Genomic DNA, 17651 nt, shown 5'->3' with positions numbered 1-17651 from the left:
AATGGATAGGATGCGCCGCCGGGTTATACCGGGACGTTTCGACGCTGCTGTTTGTGTGAAGTTCAGGTCTGGAATCCGTCAGGTTTTTCTTCGGCCCGGCTCACTCCAGATGTCTTTGTTGTTGCGTGGCTTTTGGACACGCGGCATTTGCCTTGCAGGCTTAAGCCTATTGGTCGTGACGGGTCACAATGGCCGGTGTGGCGTTGGTGTGCGACGCCAACAGGCGCATCAGCACCAGCATTAGTCCGGCCACAACACAGGTGGCCACCAGACCGGTTGCAAGGCTGAGGCCATGATAGCCCATTGTCTGGACCAGAATGCCGCCAACCAGAGGCCCAAGCGCTCCGCCGCCCATGGTAATGGCCGGATTGGCCGCCACTGCTCGGCCAGTTGGTTCCACGCGCGACATGAGTCCGAAGAGAAATGTGTGCGAGAAGATCATGACAAAGGGAATGAAGATTGCCGAGGCGGCAAAACCGGGAACGTCGAGCGCATGGGTTATGCCCAGCGAAAGAGCGGCCTGAAGCAGCACGCCTACTATGCCCACATAAACCGGATGAAGCTTTTTTTCAAAAAACACTGCGAGCGGGGCCGGAATGAGGCTGAGAAAGGCAACGCCCACAAGAATGCCGTTGATGGTGGATGTTGGCCAATCATGGTCACTGGCAATGCGCTCAACAAAGCTGAAATTCATGGCCTGATTGAAGTTCATGCCCAGCAGAGCGGCGATGAGAAACCAGACGACGGGTTCAAAACGCGGCACGCGACCGGAATTGGGCGATGGTTTTTTCTCCGCCTTCGGCATGGTGGCGCTGTGGGGGAAAAGCAACCAATTGACTGCGGCAGCGATCGCCATAACCCCGGCAAAAATCAAGAACAGGTTGCGTGGCTGCGTTGCGGCAATCACCTGCGTGGCAAAGCCCATGAAGATAACGCTGAAGATGCCAAAGCCAATGGTGGCATAAGCAAATGTGCGATGAGCATTGCTTGTGCGGCCAATGGTTCCATGAACCGCTGACAAAGCCGTGCCGATGCAAAGACCGGCACAGAGGTGAAGTGCGAGAAAATTGCCGAAACCTGATGCCATCCAGAGTGCTGCGAACGCCAGCGCAGCCCCGCTAAAGCCTGCACCGGGCACCCAACGCATGGAAAAGCGATGGAAAAGCGGCGCAAGGCCGCAACTGGCAATCACCACCCCAATCAGAAATGTGGTGACAAGTCCTCCGGCTTGAGCGGATGAATAGCCATAGCCACCGACCAGTCCACCGACCCAAATGGGAAGAGAGACCATATCGATCATACCGGCCGCATGACCGACAATAAGGGCTGTGCGGGTACCCTTTGTATCAAGATTGGTCATGCGATCCTCCCGCCTGCGGAGAGTTCACCAATCGGGCGCTGAGCCAATATAGGCTGCTGGGGACAGAGCATCGCTGCCAACCGCTTGCCAAGCTGCCGCAAATCAAGCGTTCGGAATAGACCGGCCCATTGCAATATCAAACGGGGACAGATCAAAACTTTAGCGCCCGCGCCAAAGGGCGCGGCATCATACCGTAGAAACACAGACATTTTTTCTCCTCCCAGAGGTATGTTTTTGTGTGTTTCAAAAACATCTCACAGAGAAGATATCGGCATTTTGAAAATAGTCAATTAGATTGACTATAATATTTACTTCACGGCAATAGCCCTATTCGCTCCCAATTCCATGAAGCCGGTCGGCATCATTTTTTCTGGATCGCGCTTTCCGTCGCATCAGGCGTGTGGGCCTCTTTGGATCCCAATGCGGGTGGCGTGCCCCAGTCCATCCCCAATGCGGCCCGCAGGACGGACATTCGGTCCTGACCTAAAACCGTTGCCAGATGGTCTTCGAGGTGCTCCAGCGTGGCAAAGATATTCTCCAATTCAGTCTGACCTTGCGGGCTGAACTCAATGAGTGATGCGCGTGCATCTTCTGGGTCTGGCTTGATAAAAATGTAGCCCGCTGCGGTCAGGTCTCCCAGCATAAGGCTGACCGCTTGTTTGGTGACGCCCATGGTACGCGCCAAGCGCGTCGGACGCCGCTCCCCAAGGGCAATGTTGATCAAAAGCATGCCCTGCGCCCGTGTGACCGGTGTTTGCCCTTGCAACTCCTGGGAGGCTCTCAGCGCCTCGTCAAACCAGTAGATGGCACGCAGAAAACGCGGAAGTAAGGGAGGGGTCTTCGAGTCCATTCGTGCATTTACCCTGTGTTTGCTTGTCATTGCTGTTGCGGTCGGAATCTTCTTTGAGAGGCTTTTGCCGATGAAGGTGTGTGGCCTGCTTGGCGGCTGCTTCGTCAGTTCTCTGTGATTTCTGTTGATTTGCAAGGTGTTAAGGTGAGTGAGGCGGATTTGTGGTGGGAATGTTCGGCCATTTAAGGCTGCTGGCCGCACCCTCGCCGCACTTTCCCTTTCGGGTTTAACGGCTCCTGTTGGAAACCTCAACGCATGTGTTGATGATTTTATGGTCAAGTCACTTGACTATATTCAAGTGGCGTGCCTATCATGAGGCAACAATTATAAAGAGTACCCTTGGCTTGAAATGGGAGGAGAGTCAAATGTGCTGTGGCCCTTTACCAGGGACGCGGGCGGCTATCTGTGTGCTGAAAAATGCGCAAGCCCCGCCCGGCGCGACACCCAAAATTTTTGCAACAGCTGCCATCATTTCCCTTTGCGGAACAGGCACCTGCACCCTATCCCAACTATAAGGACATCACACCATGGCAGCAACTGCTAGCCTTGCCGCTGTGCGGCAGAAGCTTATCCGGCGTGCCGATGTGGCAAGCCTGCGTGCGATTGGGCTTGACGCCGAGGAGGCCAGCCTCGCACCCTACATGCCCGCAAACCCATCTGGCCGCGAGGCTCCGCCGCTTGCGGTCGTGCGACCGCGCAGCACGGAGGAGATCGTTGCCGTTATCGGCTGGGCGCGGAAAACCGGCACGGCCCTGACCACGTTCAGCTCCAGCAGCGGCGCGCGGCTGCGCGGTGCAACGGCAGAACGGCCCACCGTGTTTGTCGATCTCAGTGGCATGAACCATCTGTTACAGATCGATCAACAGGATGCGGTGGCGGTGATTGAGCCGGGCGTCACCTTCGGCGCTATCGATGCGCTGCTGGCACCCCAGGGTCTGCGCGCCTTCAAGCCGCTGTTGCCACGCGCGTCAAAATCCGTGCTGACAAGCTATTTGGATCGCGAACCCAACCTGCAATCGTCTGAGCAATGGGATGTGCTGGACCCCTTCGGCGGTGCGCAGTTGGTGTTTGGCACCGGCGATGTCTTTCGCACCGGCAGTGCGGCCATCAGCGGTACCCTTGATGAACATTGGAAGGCGGGGTTGCGTTATCTTACCGCCATGGGGCCAGCAGGCACGGATTTTCTGCGCGTTGTGCAAGGCTCGCAAGGCACGCTTGCCATTCTCAATTGGGCGGCCATTCTGTGTGAGCGCCTGCCAACACGAGAAGAGGCCCGCTTTGTGGGCACCGACAGTATCGCTCCACTGGCACGGCTCTCAGCAGAATTGCATCGGCGGCGTATCGGCATGGCCAGTTTTATCGCCAGCAATCTGCACCTTGCAGCCGTGCTGGAGAGTGAGCCAGACCGCATTGCCGATCTTGCTGCCCGCCTGCCCGCTTACACGCTCTACATCCAACTGACCGCGTCTTGTGATTTTCCCGATGACAAGATTGCCTATCAGTTGGCCGATGTCACCCAACTCTGCGCGGATGCAGGACTGGTGGCAAGCCCCGATCTGGCCGGGCATTCCGCCAGCCGGATTGCGGAGCTGCAAGCCAATCCACCGGACAGCAACTACAAAGACCGCATCGCGGGTGCCCATCGCAGTGTGTTTTTTCTCAGCCAAATGGATCGTGCCGAGCAATTTATTGCGTTGGCACGGGAACGTTTGGGCGCAAATGTTGCAATTTACGTCCAGCCACGCCTGCATGGCCGCAACTGTCATGTTGAATTGGTGCTGCCCTTTGATCCGGCATCCATAGAGCAGACATCGGCAGCCGATGCACTTGCCGATGAGCTGGCCAAGGCCTGTAGCGCTACGGGCGGCTTTTTCAGCCGACCTTATGGCGCATGGGCTGACATGGCCTTTGCCCGCAATCCCACCGTCAAGCCATTGCTGCGCGAGACGAAATCCATCTTCGATCCGGACCGTATTCTCAATCCAGGGAGGCTTTGCTTCTAATGACCCATATCAGCCCAACCCTCGAAAAGCTTCACGACAAGCTTGGCTCTTGCACGCGCTGCACCTTTTGCAAATGGGTGCCGGAAGTCCGCAGTCAGGATTTTGCGGAAATCTGTCCCAGCGTTCAGCACGGCAAATTCTTTTCGCATACGGCTGGCGGCAAGCTCATTGCGGCCTATGCACTGTTGCATAACCGTGTCGAATACACGCCGGACTTCATTCAGAATGTCTATTCCTGTTCCATGTGCGGCGGCTGCGATACCAGCTGCAAGACATTGCTTGCCGATTTCGTTGAGCCGCTCGACTCGCTCTATGCCCTGCGCCAGAAGGTAACGGCAGACGGGCATGCGCCAGAGCCGCTGCGCGAGATGCTCGCTCATCTGCGCGCACTGGGAAATGCAAGGGGGCTGCCCGCCGAAATGCGCGGTGAATGGTTCGCTGGCCTGTCCCTGAAACAGACCAAAACCCATCAGGCACCCGTTCTCTTCCATGTTGGCGATGTGGCTTTCGACCGCGACGAATGGCCTTTCATCCGCCATATGGTCTCTGAGCTTCAGCGGCGTGATGTCGATTTCGTCATTGGCGGCGTGGACGAGCCGGATAGCGGTGGTCTTGCCTATGATATCGGCGATCAGAATCTCGCAGCGGATCTGGCACAGAAAACCGAAGAATGGCTCCGCAAGAGCGGGGCTGGCACGCTTATTGTTTATAGCGATGATGCTTTTTCGGCTTTTCGCAATATTTATCCGCGCCTTGGTGTTTCCCTTGGCGACCTCAAAGTCATTCATATCACGCAGTGGCTGGCCGAAAACCCGCTCACCGTGGCGGCTGGCCAAAAGTGCGACACTGTCACCTACCACGATTCCTGCCGCCTTGGGCGGCTAGGCGAAGAGCGCCATCCGTGGGAGGGCGAAACGGTGATGGCCTATAATTCCATTCCGATGCGCGTGCCGGAAGGCGAGCTCTACCTTGGGGTCAATGGTGTCTATGAAGAGCCCCGGCAATTGCTACGGGCTGTGGATGCCGAGATTGTGGAAATGGAGCGCATTCGGGAATTCGCCTTCTGCTGCGGTGCAGGCGGTGGTGGCAAACAGGCCAGCCCCGATTTTGCCCGCGCAGCGGCCCGCAACCGGCTTCAGGAAGCCGAGAGCACCGGGGCAGAGTTCCTCGTGACCAGTTGCACCGCGTGCAGCAGCCACATGAAAGAGGTGGCGCAGGAGGCGGGGTCTTCGATCCGGGTGTATGGGTTGGTTGAATATCTCCACGCCCGACAGACCGCCTCCGCCCCAGACGCATCCCATAAGGCTGGAGAATGACCATGGCTCACGATCGCAACGAAGTTTTGCAAGCGCTTCAATCCATTGTTGGGGAAGACAATGCCACCAATGATCCGAGCTCAATTGCAAGTTACGCCTGGAATGGCGGTGTCGGCTCGATGCCGGGGCCAAAATTTCTTAAAAACTGGCCGATTGCCGTGGTTATGCCCAACTCGGCAGAGGATGTGGCGGCTATTATCAAATGCTGTCTTGCACGCGGGCTTTCCTTTCGTCCGTTAAGTTCCGGCAATGGCGGAACCTATCTCAGCGCCAGCGAAAATGTGGTGGTGATGGACCTTTGCCGTATGAACCGTCTGATCAAGATGGATGCCGCTAACCAGATGGCGGTGATCGAGCCTTTTGTCACAGCGGGCCGATTGCAGGCGGAGGCCATGAAAGTGGGGCTCAACTGTCATATCGTTGGGGCGGGGCCGTCGCATTCGCCGCTTGCCTCGGCCACGTCCTTTCTCGGTGTTGGCATTACCGGTGCCAGCACGGGTGCCAATTTCCGCAATATCCTGGGCATAGAATGGGTGACGCCACAGGGAGACATCGTGCGCATGGGCTCTTTTGGTGGTGATGATGACTGGTTCAGCGAGGAAGGGCCGGGGCCGGGCCTGCGCGGTATGATCCGTGGTCTCATTGGCGCAAATGGCGGCCTCGGCGTGTTCACCCGTATTGGTTACAAGCTCTATCCGTGGGCGGGGCCTAAGCGTTTGAACCTGACAGGGCAAAGCCCGATGCGGGGCATGGCATTGGAGCCAAACATGCGTCTGTTTCTGCCTGTCTGGGATACGATTGAACAGATGCGCGACGCCAGCTTTCACCTGAATCGCGCAGGCGTTGCCTTTGCACTGCTGCGCATGCCACCAAACCATATCGGTTGGACGCTGACGGCCACCAATGCCGAATATGCACGCCGCCGCGAAGCGGGCGAGCTGCCGGAATGTGCGCGTCCGGAAAACAGATTTGGCTGGCAGATCCTGACCATCGGTCATTCTGCGGGGCAGACGGCCTATCAGGAGAAGACGGTGCAGCACATTGTTGCGAGTACCGGCGGGCGGATGATTCCGATTGAACAAAAGGACACGGAAGTGTTGCTGCGCACGCTGGTGACGTCGCTCTATGTTAGTCGCGTCTTCCGGGGTGCCGGTTCCGGCGGCACCAGCTTCGGCGTCATGGAGACCTTTAACCTGCTGCCGGACGTGATCAAGGCCAGCGAGGACATTATGGCAAAAGATCGCATGCCCGGCCGCAATTTCGCAGCCGACGGCAAGGAAGGCTGCTGGGTCTGGCCAACCGAGAGCCGACAATTGTGGACGGAAAACATCCTTGCATCGCAGGCAGGGACCGTGAAAGGCATCGGAGCGGGTTGGAAAGGCTTCCTCAAACACCTTGATATGGTGGACCGCAACCCAAGGCTCGGATTGATGGGCTTTATGGCGGGTCCATTGATAGAATTGTTCGGCCCGCGCTACAGCAACGTTACCGCATGGATGCGGCTTATCAAGCAGCGCGTCGATCCGGCGGGCTTGGCAGACGCCACAGTGCATGTCAGCGCCAAACAGCTTCCTATTGCCAAGAGATGGCCGACCCTGCAAAAAATCGCCTTCTCAAAAGCCGGTGCTCCGGTGCTGCATCTGGTCTGCCTGTTGCTGGGCGTGGTCAGTAAAAAGGAAAAGCTGCCGGATCGAAGAGGGTAAATATCAACGACAATATTAGCGTCTGTCATCTGATTGTCGACGTTCCTTGCATGGCGTTTTGAGGTCCATATCGACGACATTCAAGGCCGTTCAAGGTGCAGCTTTGCCAAGATATTCGAAACGGCGTGACTGGGCGGCGCGATGCGCAACGAACTTATTGCGTTTCAGCCAATCTCATCCAGTTGTGGCTGACGCAGTTCGATCGCGGCGACCTCACCTTTCAGCTTGTTCAACCCTTTGCTGCTGAGTTCGAAACGCTGCGTGCCAATTTCAACGCAGCTCTAAGCCAGTTTTCCGAGACTATGTGTGCTGTCTCTGATGCGGCCGGTGCGATCGACAACGGCAGCCGAGAAGTCAGTGCGAGTCCTGACGACTTGTCCACTGAAGTCGCAATGGATCAGCATGCTGCGCATATGGAGGGCATAGAGGACGCGGGCATTATAGACTGCGCAGTGAACAATCTGGCTGGTCGTAGCCATCTCTTCTTGATTGAAGATATCGCGCGCGAGGCCTCTAGCTGCAATAACTGAAAGCTTGGCAATTGGGATTGGGTTGGTGGCTTGCAATCTTTGCGAAAGCTCCTTCACCGGCGTAACGGATGTCATGCCGGTGAAGGTGAATTACATACCCAATCAAGTTTAGGGTTATTGGTTATGGAATCGGGTCGAACTTCAATTCGCTCAGTTTCACAACCTTGTCGGTGCGGGTCATTTTATATTCGGTGTCCGGGCCAAGCCATTTGTTCCAGATTTTGTTGATTTCGCCATCAGCATCCAGCGCGCGCAGCGTATCGTTGATCTTGGCGGTCAGGGCTGGCTCGTCCTTTTTCATGCCAACACCGATGGGCTGATACAGCATCGGATCATCGATCATCCGCATCTTCTTGCCTTTGGTCTGGGATTCGTTGACGAACTTGGTGGTGGTCATGGTGTTGGCAACCATGCCTTCAGCCTTGCCCTGCTGAACGGCGAGATAGGCCGATGCCGTATCCTGAAACGTCAATGGGTCCGACTTGTTGAGCTTGATCGACATCTCGGATGTAGAGCCCTTGGTAGACGCCAAACGCTTGCCGGAGAAATCAGCCTTGGTCTTGCCGGAATTGTCGGCCGGAACAATCAGCATTTCTTTGGCAAGGTAGTAAGGGTCGCTGAACTGAATCTGTTCCGCACGGCTCAAAGTGTAGGCGAGATTGGCAACGGTAATGTCAACGCGGCCAAGCTTGACTTCAGGCACGCGGGCTTCCACCGATACCGGCTTGATTTCGGCCTTCACGCCCAGTTTTGCAGCAATGGCGTTGCACAGATCAACGTCAAAGCCAGCCATTTCGCGGGTTTTGGGGTCTGGAGAGGCAAAGGGGGGAACATCGGCGAAGGTTGCGCAACGCAGGGTCTTGGCGGCCATGATATCGGCCAGCTGATCGGCGCTTGCAGGGGCTGCAATGGCGGTGGTTGCGGCAAGCGCCAAGCCTAAAGTGATGCATTTCATGTTCATTGCTGTTCTCCTTGGTTTTTATTGTGATGTGAGTGGTTGTTTGGCCCTCTTGCCCGTTTCTGAGATTGAGCCTTAGTGGCGCAGTTCTGACAGAAAACGCTGGGCGCGGGGATGGGTGGGATTGGTGAAGAAGGTTTCCGGCGGGGCCATTTCCAAAATTTGTCCGGCATCGATAAACCAGATGTGGTCGGCCACATCGCGGGCAAAGCCCATTTCATGGGTCACGCACATCATGGTCATGCCATCGGCGGCAAGGCTTTTCATAACAGCCAGCACTTCGCCAACCATTTCCGGGTCCAGCGCGCTGGTGGGTTCATCAAACAGCATCACTGGCGGCTCCATGGCAAGTGCGCGGGCAATGGCCACGCGCTGTTGCTGGCCGCCCGACAATTGCGCCGGATAGGCATTGGCTTTGTCTGCAAGGCCAACCCGGTCCAGCAAGCGAATTGCTTTGTCATGGGCAACGTCTGGAGCAACGCCTTTGACCCGCACGGGCGACATGGCGACGTTATCGACAACGGACAGATGCGGAAACAGGTTAAAGCTCTGGAACACAAAGCCAATTTGGCTCCGCAGGGCATTGAGTTGCTTTGTGCGCATCGGCACATGCACTTCCTGCCCCTCAAAGGAAATCGAGCCGCTGCTGATTTCCTCAAGGCGATTGATGGTGCGGATCAGGGTTGATTTGCCAGACCCCGAGGGGCCGCAGATCACCACAACCTCACCCCGGTTGACATGGGCATCAACGCCTTTCAGCACTTCGTAATTGCCATAGCTCTTGCGAACCTTGGACAGCGTAATGGTTTGCTGCTTTTCAATGGCTAGCTTGGATAAGGGCATAGCTTCTACTCCGAGACAAGTTGAGGCGTGATGCTGGGGGCGTCTGCGTCCTTACCGGACAGACCGGCACGGCGGCGGGAGATGCTGCCCTCCAATCGTTTGGCAGCATGGGTCAGGCTCCAGCAAATCACGTAATAGATCAGCGCAAGGATCAGGTAGACCTGAAACGGCTGGGTCAGCAGATCATTGTTGACCTGATTGGCGGCAAAGGTCAGATCCGGCACATTGATGACAGAGCCCAGTGTCGTGTCTTTGATGGTCGAGACGAAGGTGGACAGGATGCTGGGGATGACATTGTACAGCGCCTGCGGCAAAACCACGTAGCGCATGGCGCTGGGATAGCTGTGGCCAAGGGCCTTGGCGGCTTCCATCTGTCCATGGCCCAGCGCAACAATGCCGCTTCGCACAACTTCGCTGAGAAAGCAGCTTTGATAAACCACCAGCGTTGTCAGCATGGTGACAAAGCTTGGTACATCGGCCCCCGTGAGCAGCGGCACTAGAAAATAGCACCACAAAATCAGCATCAGCAACGGCACGCCGCGGGTGACATAGACCAGAAAGGTGACCGGCCAGCGCAGCGTGCGCCATTTGGACATGCGCGCAAGGGCCAGAAGAATGCTGAGGGGAAAGGCCAGCGCGATACTGAACACCGACAGGATCAACGTGTTGGCAAGGCCACCGAGCGGGCCATTGGGATATTGGCCGATCAACAGCAGCAACCAATAGTCCTGCACAATCTTAATGATGTCGTGGATCATGCCCGCACACCCCTAGCATGATCAACGCGCCACTGCAGATACGCGCCGCCTGCCATGATCAGCAGAGAAAAGAACAGATACAGCACCGTGCCAATCAGATAACTCTCAAAGGTTCTAAAGGTGACGTTTTCAATTTCCTTCACGGCATGGGTAAGTTCTGACGCACCAACAACAATCGCAAGACTGCTGTTTTTAAACAGCGATACCGTATGATTGATCAGCGGTGGCAGTGCATTGCGCACCCCTTGCGGAATCATCACGTAGCGCATGGCCGAGAGATAGCCATGGCCGAGAGCGCGGGCCGCTTCCATCTGGCCGGGGCTGATTGAGCGCAGGCCGGAGCGCAGGTCTTCGCTGAAGTAAGCGGCCTGACACAGACCAAGACCGATGACCGCAAAGATGGTTTCGGCATTGTGATTGACCAGCCATGCGCTGAGGCCGCTGGGCATCAGGGTGAAAATGCCAAAATACCACAGCACCAGTTGCACCAATGTCGGCACATTGCGGTGATAGGAAACATAGGCCGTCACAATTGCATTGCCTATGCCGCCCGGCGAAAACCGCAGCGCCAGCAGCAAAACCGCGAGTGTCATCGCCAAAACCCATGAGCCGATGGCGATAATGAAGGTCATCTCTATGCCGTGCAGCAGCATGGAGACATAGTCTGGATTGCCGAGAATTGCTGAGAGATCAAACCCCTTCAAGGCTTCCGCTCCTCCGGCTTGGCCGTCTGCAATCCGCCCATCACCTGAAGGGTGGGGGTGATTTCCATATGGCCGATGTTGACGGCAATGGGGGCCGCAATGGCAAAGGCAATGGCATCGGCAATGTCGGACGCCTGCGGCAATTCAAAGCCATCAATAAAGCGCTCACGCACCGATGGATCATCGCCATGCACATGGGTGAAAATATCGGTTGCAACGCGACCGGGGCAGATTTCCGTCACCCGCACCCGCTTGCCAAAGGCATCAATGCGCAGCTGGTTGGACAGCATGCTAACGCCAGCTTTTGTGGCGTGATAGGAGGAATTGCCGCCAAAATTATACTGTGCGGCGATGGATGAGATATTGATGACGTGACCACGATCCCGCGCCACCATGCCCGGCACAACCATGCGGCACAGATGCAAGACAGCCCGCAGGTTCACATCCACCAGCAGGTCAATATCGCCGTCTTCTGCTTCCAGAAACTTCTTTGGACGGTCAACTCCGGCATTATTGACGAGAATATCAAATGGAATTTTGGATGTGAGGTCCGCCAGAGCGGCGCGGTCCGTCACGTCAATCACATGGGCAATGCAGCCGGTTTTCTCGGAAAGCTGTTTGAGGAGATCACCACTTCTGGCAACCGCATGCACTTCAACATTCTCAGCGCACAGCCGCTCCACAATAGCGGCTCCGATCCCGGAGGATGCGCCAGTGACAAGCGCAGTTTTGTAATCCGAAAATGGCATCTGACGTCCTCTTTTGTTCTTGGGAAAGACTAGCGAAGCTTTAGTCTGAGCGATAATGCCGATTATATGTGGAGTGATAAGCCTATCTTATGAGCTTGGTGGCAATTGCCCAAAAACTGGTCGTCATGATCGCACAACCCGCCAAAGCCAGCTCAAAACCTTGTTTTATCCATTTACGGCGTGACGGCTGCTGCATAGTGTGAAGGCTTGACCCCATAGAATTCGAGTTTACTTCCCCCATGGATATCAGGCGCTTCAAGTCATTCATCGTGATTGTCGATACAGGCAGCATTACCCGTGCGGCCGATATTCTGCACATCGCTCAGCCCGCCTTGAGCCAGCAACTTGCCTCGCTGGAAGAACATTTCGGCACGAAGCTTTTGCTGCGCAGCCAGCAAGGCGTGGTGATGACCGATGCGGGCGCGCAAGTCTATCGTCATGCGCAGATGATTCTGCGGCAGATGGATCAGGCCCATGCCGATGTGCTGGCCGCAGGCAAGCATTTGGCCGGGCGGGTTTCGGTGGGGTTGGCACCATTTAGCAGCGCGGCCACGCTCTCGTTTGAGTTGCTTGCGGAAACACGCAGGCTCTATCCGGGCATTGTGCTGCATCTGACCGAAAGCGTGGGGCAGGCCTATAGCCAGATGTTAATGAACAACAAGCTGGAAATCGCCCTCATTCACGGCACCGGGCCAATGAAGGGTGTTCACTTCGACCCGCTGCTGCGCGAGGACTTCTTTCTGGTGGCCCATGAGGATTTCGGCATTGAGGCCGATGACAAACCGCTCTCGGTTGCCAATCTGGAGGAGCTGCCTTTTCTGCTGCCGCCGCCCTATAATTTCGTGCGCCGGGCCGTGGATATGGCCTTTGCCCGCAGCCGTACCAAGCTGAATGTGATTGGCGAGGTAGAGGTTATTCGCACCCTGACGCGGGCAGTCAGTGGCGGTGTTGGGGCAACCATCATGCCCAAGGCGGTGGCCGATCGCATAACCGCTGAGGCCAGCAGCCAGATCATCTGCCGCACCCTCTCGCCGCAGATTGAAGAAACGCTGTCGCTTTGCGTGTCGGAACACGCGCAATTGTCGGATTCTGCTGTGGCCGTGCGGGATATTTTGCTGCGTTTGACACGGCAGTTGAAGAATTAGAGCCGTTTATGCGCGCCATGCATCCTTTGGGATGCAGGGCGCGATATTTTCTGCGTGATGAAGATTACTTCATATCCTTGCAGAATTGCGCAATCCGGTCACAGCCCGCTGTGAGCCGTTCCATGCTGGTGGCATAGGAAATGCGGAAGAAGGGGCTCATGCCATAGGCCGCACCTTGAACGGTGGCAACATGCTGCTCATCAATCAGGGCCGAGACGAAATCGGTGTCGTTTTCAATCTTGCGGCCACCCTTGGTGGTTTTGCCAATCAGGCCCGCGATGCTGGGGAAGATATAAAACGCACCTTCAGGCTTATGGGCGCGCAAGCCATCAATCTCGGCAAGGCGGGACAGCACATAGTCACGACGGCCCTTGTAGATATTGGCGCGCTCTTTCAACAAATCCTGCGGACCATCCAGAACAGCCATAGCGGCAGCCTGAGTGATGGTGGATGTACCGCCCGCGTTCTGGCCGTTGACATTGCTGATGGCCTTGATCAAATCCTCCGGTCCACCGCAATAGCCAAGCCGCCAGCCAGTCATGGCATAGGCCTTTGAGGCACCATTCACGGTCAGCACGCGGTCATACAGCCGGGGTTCGACTTCGGCGATGGTGCAGAATTCAAAGCCGTCATAGATCAGGTGTTCATAGATGTCGTCGGTCATGATCCAGACGTCTGGGTGACGCAGCATCACTTCGGCAATTGCGGCCATATCCTTGCGCGAGCAGGCGGCACCTGTGGGATTGTTGGGGAAGTTCAAAAACAGCCATTTGGTTTTCGGCGTAATCGCCGCCTCAAGGTCTTCGGCGCGCAGCTTGAAACCATTTTGCTGGGGGCATTCCACGGGCACAGGCACACCGCCTGCAAAGCGCACGATATCGGCATAGCTGATCCACGATGGGGTTGGAATGACAACTTCATCGCCCGGATTGCAGGTGGCCATTACCGCATTGAAAATCACCTGCTTGCCGCCGCCTGCCACGACGATCTGGCTTGGGTCATAGTCCAAGCCGTTTTCGCGCTTGAATTTGCGCGAAATGGCAGCGCGCAAGGCAGCGGTGCCATCCAGCGGCGGATATTTGGTGTCACCAGCCAGCGCTGCGGCGTGCGCAGCTTCAATGGCGTGGGCGGGGGTGGCAAAATCCGGCTCGCCGGATGAGAGGGATACAACGTCAATGCCCTGTGCGGCAAGTTCGCGGGCGCGCTGCGTCATGGCTGCGGAAGCGGAAACCGCGACATTCTTGAGACGGTCGGCAATCATCGGCATGGTCTAGACTTTCAAGGGTTGTGATGAAGGTTTCAAAATCGGTTGATGTCAGGCGATGACGTCGCGGGCAGGGGCAAGGGTGGCACCCGTGGCTTCAATTTCGCTGCGCACAATCTTGGCCAGTTCCAGAGAACCCGGCGTATCGCTGTGGACGAGAATGGAGCGGGCGGGCATGGCAATGGTTTGGCCATCGATGGTGGTGACGGTTGCGGTTTCAAGGAATTGTTTGACACGGGCGCGCACCGCCATTTCTTCCTTGATGACGGAATTGGGCACGCCGCGCGGCACAAGCGCGCCGTTGGCATCATAGGCGCGGTCGGCCAGAAACAGCGTCAGTGTTTTCAATCCGCAGCGCAGCGCTGAGCGCTCAATCTCAGAGCCAGACATGCAAAACACAATCATCTCAGGGGCTACGGTTTTCACCGCTGTCAGCACCAGATCACACAGCGCCGGGTCGTGATTGACGCGATTTCCCATGGCGGCGTGAAAGCTGATGTGATCAACGGAAAGGCCTTCGCTGGCAGCAATCGCGCTCAAGGCACCCAATTGATAAAGCACCTGCGCCCGCAGTTCTTCTGCTGACACTGGAATATCGCGGCGGCCAAAACCAACCCGGTCTGGAAAGCCGGGGTGCGCGCCAATGCCAACGCCACGGGCCTTGGCCAGCCGCACCATGCGCAGCATCATTTCCGGGTCGCCCGCATGAAAACCACAGGCAATATTGGCCGAGGACACAACATCCATCAACGCTTCATCGTCACAGAGGCGGTAGGGACCAAAGCCTTCGCCCATATCGGAATTGAGATCAATCTTCATCATCTATCCTCAGGTTTAGCGCTTGGTCATGGTGGCGAGGGCGTCCGTTAGAAGCGGCACGGTGTTGCGAATATCGGCCAGATAGCCAGCCATCGCCTGTTCTGCGGCTTTCGCCTCCGCCAGAGTGGACTGAACAAAGCGGATGCGGCTGCCAATGCGGGCTTGGCCCAAGCGCCAGAGGTCAATGTCAATCACACCCGCCATTTTGGGATAACCGCCTGCGGTGTTGGCATCACTCATCTGAATGATCGGCTCGCCTGCGGGCGGCACCTGCACCACGCCTGTGACTACGCCATGGGAGCGCATTTCAACATGCTCCTTAAGCTTCACCGGAGCGCCAGACAGACGATAGCCGGTGCGGTCGCTCTGGGAGGAGATTTTCCAATCCTGCGCCCAGAACCGCATCGATTCTTCGCCAAACCAGTCATGCTCGCCTGCGGGGAGGGCACGAATGGGCAAAATGCCATTTTCAACTGCTGGAAAATGATCCTGCAAAGCCACCTCCGGCGGCATCACTCCAAAACCGGAGGATGGGATCGGCGGAGCCTGCGCCTCACCTAAAGCGAGACGATCACCAACCGCCAAAAACCGCCCCTGATAACCACCAAAGGCTCCCCGCAATGACGTGCTGCGAGACCCCATAACCAGGGGCACATCAATGCCGCCGGAAAAGCATAGATAGGCGCGCGCTGCTTTGGTGGGTGTTTTCAGTTCAAGCTCTTGTCCGGCCAAAACCGGAAGCGCCCACCATGGCGGCATGGTTTTGCCGTCCAGCGTTGCCGCGCAATCGGCTCCGGTGATGGCGACAAAACCGTCCTTTTCAAACCGTAGCCGAAAGGGAAAGGTTTGAATTTCCAAGCCTGCTGCACCCTCATCATTCCCGAGCATCAGATTGCCGATTTTCAGTGCAATGGGGTCCATCGCCCCGCAGGTGGTGACGCCAATGTTGCGAAAACCAAAGCGGCCAAGATCCTGCACGGTATTGAGGGGGCCAGTGGTGAGAACCTCGATCATAGCTCGATCCTCTCGGCAATAAAGCGCACCGTATCACCGGGAGCCAGCAAGGCGGGAGATGCCGCCATGGGATCAAACATCGGCATTTCGGCAAAGCCGATGGAGTTCCAGCCATTTGGCCCGGTCAGCACAGCTACCCCGGTCTGCATGCCACCGATGGTCAGGCAGCCACGCGCCATTTTCAGCGATGGTACGGTTTTGCGCGGCATGTGAATGCGCGGGTCAAGTCCATGCAGATAACCAAAGCCCGGTGCAGAACCCAGCGCAAACACGGTGTAAGTGCCAGCCGCATGAATTTTGACAATATCGCGATCTGACAAGCCAGAAAGATCACACAGAGCGGGAAGATCGGTGGCATGGTCTCCACCATAGGTCACGGGAATTTCAACGGTTTTTCCGGTTAAATCCATGCCTTGTGCCGTATTCCATGCCAACAGCAAACGGCTCACGATGGTCTCGTGATCTTCTGGTGTATCATGCAGCACCAACAGCAGATTGGTCATGCCCGGCACAATTTCCTGCACATCCGGCCAATCTTGCACCATGGCGGATAAGGCCCAGATGCGCCGCTGCGAGGCCAGATCAAAGGGGCCGGGGGCATCCACCACAAAGGCCTTGGTGCCGATGGTGGAGATTTTCGGCATGTCTGCCTTGGACCCTGCCAAAATTGCCGGATGTTTCAAACTGTTGCTCTCCATTGCTGTCATCACGGTTGCTCAAGCGAAAACAGGGGTGTGCCATAGCCAACAGCATCGCCCGCATTGACCAGAGCCTCGTCAAGAATGCCGTCTTGCGGGGCTGCAACACCCAACAGCAAGGGGCCAATTTTAACAAAGCCAACCACATCGCCAGCGTTGACACTCTCCCCCTCTTGCGGGCCAGCATCGGGCCGGGCCGGGTGATGGGCCAGAAAATGACCAACGGAAGGCGAGGTGATCATCACAGATGCGCCAACCGGGGCTTTGCTGCTCACATGTCTGGAGACATGCGCAGTTCCTCCCGTCATCACAATGCTGATCTGCTGGTCGTTGTGTTCAATGTCGATGGCGTGAACCCCCGCCATCTCCAGCCAGGAGGTCAGTTGTGCGATGACATCTGCCCGGGTGAAATCAACAGAGCGGCGGGAGAGGGAGCGACTGCGTGCTGTCATGATGCGCTCCGCAGGTGCAGCCCTGTTGCAGATATCTCAAAACTCATAGGGCAATCTCCAACACAGGCTGTCCGGCATCAACCTCTTGCCCATCTTCCACCAGCACCCGAATAATTTTGCCAGCCCGATCCGTGCTCACCGTGTTGAAGATTTTCATGGCCTCAACAATGAAAAGGCTCTGGCCGCTCTCGACCTCATCACCAATGTCCACAAAGGGCTTTTCCCCCGGATGGGGCGAGCGATGAAAAACACCAAATGTGGGCGCACAGATGGTATCTGCGGTCTGTTCAATCTTGATCGGCGGCGTGGGAATGGTGTTGACGATACGGTCCGGCACCACATCGCTTGCGATAAGAGCGGCATTCTGCGGGTGAGCGTAATGAGAGATCCGAACGGTCGTGCCGTTGTCCGTCACGCTCAGCTGCGAAATGCGCGATTGTCCAACGAAGTCTATGAGCGTTTTGATCTTATCGAGATCCATTCAA

The 17651-nt window shown here is 56.6% G+C and carries 18 protein-coding genes; 5 read left to right on the top strand and 13 right to left on the bottom strand.

Translation table 11 applies throughout. From position 1 onward, the window contains the following. Positions 1-166: 166 nt before the first annotated feature. The gene (locus AVCG78_RS23360) at positions 167-1360 is read right to left on the bottom strand and encodes an MFS transporter (protein ID WP_071203481.1); all 1194 of its coding nucleotides are present in this window, start codon (positions 1358-1360) and stop codon (positions 167-169) included. Between the two features lie 361 nt (positions 1361-1721). After that, complete coding sequence (locus AVCG78_RS23355) at positions 1722-2210, bottom strand: MarR family winged helix-turn-helix transcriptional regulator (protein ID WP_015918698.1); 489 nt, start codon at positions 2208-2210, stop codon at positions 1722-1724. A gap of 527 nt (positions 2211-2737) precedes the next feature. Between AVCG78_RS23355 and AVCG78_RS23350 the strand changes: the two genes are divergently transcribed. The 4 genes from AVCG78_RS23350 (at position 2738) to AVCG78_RS23335 (ending at position 7762) form a co-directional block, all read left to right on the top strand. Beyond that, entirely contained in the window at positions 2738-4213 is a 1476-nt protein-coding gene (locus AVCG78_RS23350; protein WP_071203482.1) for an FAD-binding oxidoreductase, read from the top strand. Next, positions 4213-5529, top strand: coding sequence for a (Fe-S)-binding protein (locus tag AVCG78_RS23345; RefSeq protein ID WP_071203483.1), 1317 nt, complete (start codon positions 4213-4215; stop codon positions 5527-5529). The genes AVCG78_RS23350 and AVCG78_RS23345 overlap by 1 nt, the downstream gene beginning before the upstream one ends. A gap of 2 nt (positions 5530-5531) precedes the next feature. Further along, entirely contained in the window at positions 5532-7232 is a 1701-nt protein-coding gene (locus AVCG78_RS23340; protein WP_071584822.1) for an FAD-binding oxidoreductase, read from the top strand. Positions 7233-7327: 95 nt separating this feature from the next. Continuing rightward, positions 7328-7762 (top strand): methyl-accepting chemotaxis protein, encoded by a 435-nt coding sequence (locus tag AVCG78_RS23335; protein ID WP_234665159.1) that lies wholly within the window; start codon positions 7328-7330, stop codon positions 7760-7762. 121 nt (positions 7763-7883) lie between these two features. Here the strand turns inward: AVCG78_RS23335 and AVCG78_RS23330 are convergent, their stop codons facing one another. The 5 genes from AVCG78_RS23330 to AVCG78_RS23310 form a co-directional block, all read right to left on the bottom strand. Further along, positions 7884-8723 (bottom strand): ABC transporter substrate-binding protein, encoded by an 840-nt coding sequence (locus tag AVCG78_RS23330; protein WP_071203485.1) that lies wholly within the window; start codon positions 8721-8723, stop codon positions 7884-7886. A gap of 72 nt (positions 8724-8795) precedes the next feature. After that, the gene (locus AVCG78_RS23325; RefSeq protein WP_071203486.1) at positions 8796-9563 is read right to left on the bottom strand and encodes an amino acid ABC transporter ATP-binding protein; all 768 of its coding nucleotides are present in this window, start codon (positions 9561-9563) and stop codon (positions 8796-8798) included. 5 nt (positions 9564-9568) lie between these two features. Next, positions 9569-10321 carry an amino acid ABC transporter permease gene (locus AVCG78_RS23320; protein WP_071203487.1) on the bottom strand — a complete coding sequence of 251 codons (753 nt, stop codon included), beginning with the start codon at positions 10319-10321 and terminating at the stop codon, positions 9569-9571. Then, positions 10318-11025: an amino acid ABC transporter permease gene (locus AVCG78_RS23315; RefSeq protein ID WP_071203488.1), complete on the bottom strand. Its 708-nt coding sequence runs from the start codon at positions 11023-11025 to the stop codon at positions 10318-10320. The genes AVCG78_RS23320 and AVCG78_RS23315 overlap by 4 nt, the downstream gene beginning before the upstream one ends. Then, the gene (locus tag AVCG78_RS23310; RefSeq protein WP_015918688.1) at positions 11022-11774 is read right to left on the bottom strand and encodes an SDR family oxidoreductase; all 753 of its coding nucleotides are present in this window, start codon (positions 11772-11774) and stop codon (positions 11022-11024) included. The genes AVCG78_RS23315 and AVCG78_RS23310 overlap by 4 nt, the downstream gene beginning before the upstream one ends. 239 nt (positions 11775-12013) lie before the next feature. Between AVCG78_RS23310 and nac the strand changes: the two genes are divergently transcribed. Then, on the top strand, positions 12014-12919 hold the full coding sequence (nac, locus tag AVCG78_RS23305; protein WP_015918687.1) for a nitrogen assimilation transcriptional regulator NAC: 906 nt from the start codon (positions 12014-12016) through the stop codon (positions 12917-12919). A 64-nt stretch (positions 12920-12983) separates the two neighbouring features. On the opposite strand, the gene AVCG78_RS23300 is transcribed toward nac, so the two are convergent. Genes AVCG78_RS23300 through AVCG78_RS23275 form a run of 6 tightly spaced genes read right to left on the bottom strand, consistent with a single transcriptional unit; the run spans position 12984 to position 17647 of the window. Next, positions 12984-14186: a pyridoxal phosphate-dependent aminotransferase gene (locus tag AVCG78_RS23300; protein WP_071203489.1), complete on the bottom strand. Its 1203-nt coding sequence runs from the start codon at positions 14184-14186 to the stop codon at positions 12984-12986. Between the two features lie 48 nt (positions 14187-14234). Next, on the bottom strand, positions 14235-15002 hold the full coding sequence (locus AVCG78_RS23295) for a 5-oxoprolinase subunit PxpA (protein ID WP_071203584.1): 768 nt from the start codon (positions 15000-15002) through the stop codon (positions 14235-14237). Positions 15003-15017: 15 nt separating this feature from the next. Beyond that, entirely contained in the window at positions 15018-16016 is a 999-nt protein-coding gene (locus AVCG78_RS23290) for a 5-oxoprolinase subunit C family protein (RefSeq protein WP_071203490.1), read from the bottom strand. Beyond that, a complete protein-coding gene (pxpB, locus tag AVCG78_RS23285; protein ID WP_234665163.1) occupies positions 16013-16714 on the bottom strand; it encodes a 5-oxoprolinase subunit PxpB in 702 nt (233 codons plus the stop codon). Before pxpB ends, AVCG78_RS23290 begins: the two co-directional genes overlap by 4 nt. A gap of 8 nt (positions 16715-16722) precedes the next feature. Then, a complete protein-coding gene (locus AVCG78_RS23280; protein ID WP_071203492.1) occupies positions 16723-17166 on the bottom strand; it encodes an acetyl-CoA carboxylase biotin carboxyl carrier protein in 444 nt (147 codons plus the stop codon). Between the two features lie 43 nt (positions 17167-17209). Continuing rightward, a complete protein-coding gene (locus AVCG78_RS23275; protein ID WP_071203493.1) occupies positions 17210-17647 on the bottom strand; it encodes an acetyl-CoA carboxylase biotin carboxyl carrier protein in 438 nt (145 codons plus the stop codon). Positions 17648-17651: the final 4 nt, after the last annotated feature.

This window comes from Gillisella vitis (assembly GCF_021559775.1).
GTDB lineage: Bacteria > Pseudomonadota > Alphaproteobacteria > Rhizobiales > Rhizobiaceae > Allorhizobium > Allorhizobium ampelinum.
This window is presented reverse-complemented; position numbering and strand designations above follow the sequence as displayed.